This is a genomic window from Pseudovibrio sp. POLY-S9 (genome assembly GCF_001431305.1).
Classification (GTDB): Bacteria; Pseudomonadota; Alphaproteobacteria; order Rhizobiales; family Stappiaceae; genus Pseudovibrio.
In genome coordinates this window covers 120764-124351 of record NZ_LCWX01000260.1, presented here as the reverse complement: position 1 = coordinate 124351, position 3588 = coordinate 120764, and the positions used below count along the sequence as shown (strand labels likewise).

Sequence of the window (3588 nt, the reverse complement as noted above, 5' to 3'; positions counted from 1 at the left end):
ATTCGCGGCGAATGTGGGTGCCGATTTGTTTTCCGGAGAACGTTGGCAACTGACTGACCATCAGGAGGCCGACGAACATGGTGTAGAGCGCAACCGGCAGAGCCAGCTCGTTCCAATGCGGCACGCCCAGACGTTCCAGATAAATTGGCAGCAGAACTGTCAGCGCGCCTGCTGGAGCGGGAACACCGGTAAAGAACTTGCTGGCCCACTTTGGTTTATTCGGATCGTCCAGCGCCACGTTAAACCGCGCCAATCGCAATGCCATGCAGATGGAGAACAGCAGAGAGGCGATCCAGCCGAGAGAGCTGGCATCTTCCAACATCCATGCGTAAAGGATAATCCCTGGGGCAACACCAAAGTTCACGAAGTCTGCGAGCGAATCCAGCTCAGCACCAAACTTGGTGGACCCTTTGAGCATGCGCGCGACACGTCCGTCCAAAGCATCCAGAATGGCGGCGAGGAAGATGGCTGCAATCGCCATATCCCACCTGTCTTCCATGGCCATGCGAATGGCTGTCAGGCCGGAACATAGCGCCAGCAAGGTGACGACGTTTGGTAAAACAATACGAAGCGGAATACGCTTGCGCGTTGACCCTTTCGCATTGGTGGTTTGACCTCCCGGTTCATAGGGAGGAAATGGATTTGACACGCTATACTACCTTAAGAAACGCGGGCAACGATGTCGCCTGCTTCTTCATCTTTCAGATTTGCCAGAATACTCTCACCAGCAATCATGGTCTGGCCAAGGGCAACTTGTGGCTTTGTCCCCTGAGGCAGGTAAACATCAAGACGGGATCCAAAGCGGATCAGACCGAAGCGATCACCTGCAGAAATGTTTTCGCCTTCTTTTACGAAGCACACAATACGGCGTGCTACGAGGCCAGCGATTTGCACAACGCCGATGCGGGCATTGTCGTTTTCAATGATCAGGCCATTGCGTTCATTGTGCTCACTTGCCTTGTCCAGTTCCGCATTCAGGAACTTTCCGGCCTTGTAAGCCACGCGCGTGATGCGGCCTGCCATTGGCGCACGGTTTACGTGACAGTTAAAGACGTTCATGAAGATACACACACGCATCATCGGCTGATCGCCCAGATCCAGCTCCCGTGGCGGGATAACGGATCCCATCAGGCACACGGTTCCGTCTGCGGGGGAAACAATCAAACCGTCTTTAACGGGAGTGACGCGCGGTGGATCGCGGAAGAAGTAACAAACCCATCCAGTCAGGAAAAGGCCAATCCAGAAAAGGGGCGACCAGAACCATCCCAAAATGATGGTCAGGACAGCTGCAATGGCGATAAACGGGTAGCCTTCTTTATGAATAGGAACCAGTGTCTTGGAAATGCTGTCCGCCAAAGACATCTTTACCACCTTTGCTAGAGTGAGGGGTTCAGCTATTGAACCCCTCAGACGTTAAGTTTCTGCTCATAGAGCAACTCAGAGAGATCTGTGCAAGCAACTCTAGCTTATTTAAACAGAGATTCCCCTGATTGCGCGCGGAGCAATCACTTGAACCCACTATTTCTTATCAGTTATGCCCTCAATTAGGCTTTCCTCGGCACTTTTGCCCCTGGAAATGAAGCCCTGATCATCTTCACGCATCTGCGCAAGACGCGCTTCCGCTTCACTGACTTCACGCTGGCGGCTCCACATGGAAGCGTAGAGGCCGTCATTTGCCATCAGTTCAGCATGCGTCCCCTGCTCAACCGCTTCACCTGCCTTCAGAACGAGGATCTGATCTGCGTTCACCACGGTGGAAAGACGGTGGGCGATGACAAGTGTGGTCCGGTCTTTGGAGACAATATCCAGAGCCGACTGGATTTCCTGTTCTGTGTGCGTGTCCAAAGCCGAGGTTGCTTCATCAAGAATGAGGATTGGCGGACTTTTCAGGATGGTCCTTGCAATCGCGACGCGCTGCTTTTCACCGCCTGAGAGCTTCAGGCCACGTTCGCCCACTTCACTTTCATAGCCATGTGGCAGAGCTTCGATGAAGTGATCGATCTGAGCCAGTCTTGCGGCCTCTTTCACCTCTTCCTCTGATGCACCAACGCGGCCATAGCCGATGTTGTAGGCGATGTTGTCGTTGAACAGAACCGTATCCTGAGGAACCATACCAATATGATCACGCAGGGATTTCTGCGTCACTTCGCGGACATCCTTGCCATCAATGGTTATGCGGCCCGAGGTGACATCATAGAAACGGAACAGCAGACGGGAAATCGTGGACTTGCCCGCGCCAGATGGACCAACAATCGCGATGGTGCTTCCTGCAGGCACTTCGAAGTTCACGCCTTTCAGGATCGGGCGCTCCTCGTCGTAGTGGAAGTGCACGTCCTCGAACTTGATGGTGGCTTCTTTGACCTTCAGGTTCTCCGCAAGCGGCTCATCCTGAATTTCTGGTTCTACGGCCAGCACGGAGAACATGGCTTCCAGATCAGCAATGCCCTGACGGATTTCGCGATAGATGAAGCCAATGAAGTTGAGCGGAACCGACAGCTGCATGAGCAGCGCGTTGATCATGACGAAATCACCGATGGTCTGCTCACCGCGCTGAATTGCCATGGCGGACATGACCATACACGTCGTCATACCTGCACCGAGGATCAGTGCTTGCCCGAAGTTGAGCCAGGAGAGCGAGGTCCATGTTTTGATTGCAGCGCGCTCATACCCGCGCATTGCCTTATCAAAACGGCCACGTTCCATTTCCTCGTTGCCGAAATACTTGACAGTTTCGAAGTTCAAAAGGCTGTCAACGGACTTGCTGTTTGCATCATTGTCCGCGTTGTTCATGTCACGGCGGATCTGGATACGCTTATCGGAGGCGACGACTGTGTAATAGACGTAGGCAAAGACCGTTGCGCCGACGACCAGAACATACCAAAGGCCAAACTGGAACCAGATTACAACAGCCATCATCGCAAATTCGACGACAGTGGGAATACCGCTCAGGATCGTGAAACGAACGATGCCTTCAATCCCCTTCACTCCGCGATCGATCACACGGGTCAGGCCACCAGTGCGGCGTGACAGGTGGTAGCGGAGAGACAGCGCGTGAAGGTGCTGGAAGGTTAGATTGGCGAGTTCGCGAACGGCGTGGAGGCCAACGCTTGAAAAGATCGCGTCACGGATCTGGTTAAACCCGACAGCCATTGTTCTGGCGACATTGTAGGCCAGGACCAACATGATTGGCGCGACAAGAATTGGCGGCAACCATTTTGGCAAAACGCTGGCGTCAGTCAGGGCATCGGTTGCCCATGCATAAAGATAGGGTGCGAAAACGGTAATAATTTTTGCGACAATCAACGCCGCGAGGGCCAGAACGACACGCTTTTTAAGCTCCGGCCTTGCATCTGGCCACATGTAAACCCAAAGAGTTTTCAGTGAACGAAGCAAGCCTTTATCGTCTGCATCCAAAGCAGGGGCGGATTTTGCCTGCTGTTTTTTGCTTGTTGCAGTCATGCTAGTGCCTTGTTGCCCGGCGCGCTTCTTAAAACGCAGAAGCGGTTGGCGAATTTGGAATGTCATATCAGAAGAGCAATGATCCAGAACGCGTTCATTGCCATCAGATTGGAGAGAGTCTTTCGCCCT

At 53.2% G+C, this 3588-nt stretch carries 3 protein-coding genes; all 3 read right to left on the bottom strand.

Annotation, left to right across the window (positions count from 1 at the left end; genetic code table 11):
• The coding region (gene pssA / locus PPL9_RS29585) for a CDP-diacylglycerol--serine O-phosphatidyltransferase (RefSeq protein ID WP_082597175.1) at nt 1–649 on the bottom strand (649 nt) is incomplete at its 3' end.
• An 11-nt stretch (nt 650–660) separates the two neighbouring features.
• Nucleotides 661–1362, bottom strand: coding sequence for a phosphatidylserine decarboxylase (locus PPL9_RS29580; RefSeq protein WP_057466061.1), 702 nt, complete (start codon nt 1360–1362; stop codon nt 661–663).
• Nucleotides 1363–1518: 156 nt separating this feature from the next.
• Nucleotides 1519–3459 (bottom strand): ABC transporter ATP-binding protein/permease, encoded by a 1941-nt coding sequence (locus tag PPL9_RS29575; protein WP_057466188.1) that lies wholly within the window; start codon nt 3457–3459, stop codon nt 1519–1521.
• Between the last annotated feature and the right edge of the window lie 129 nt (nt 3460–3588).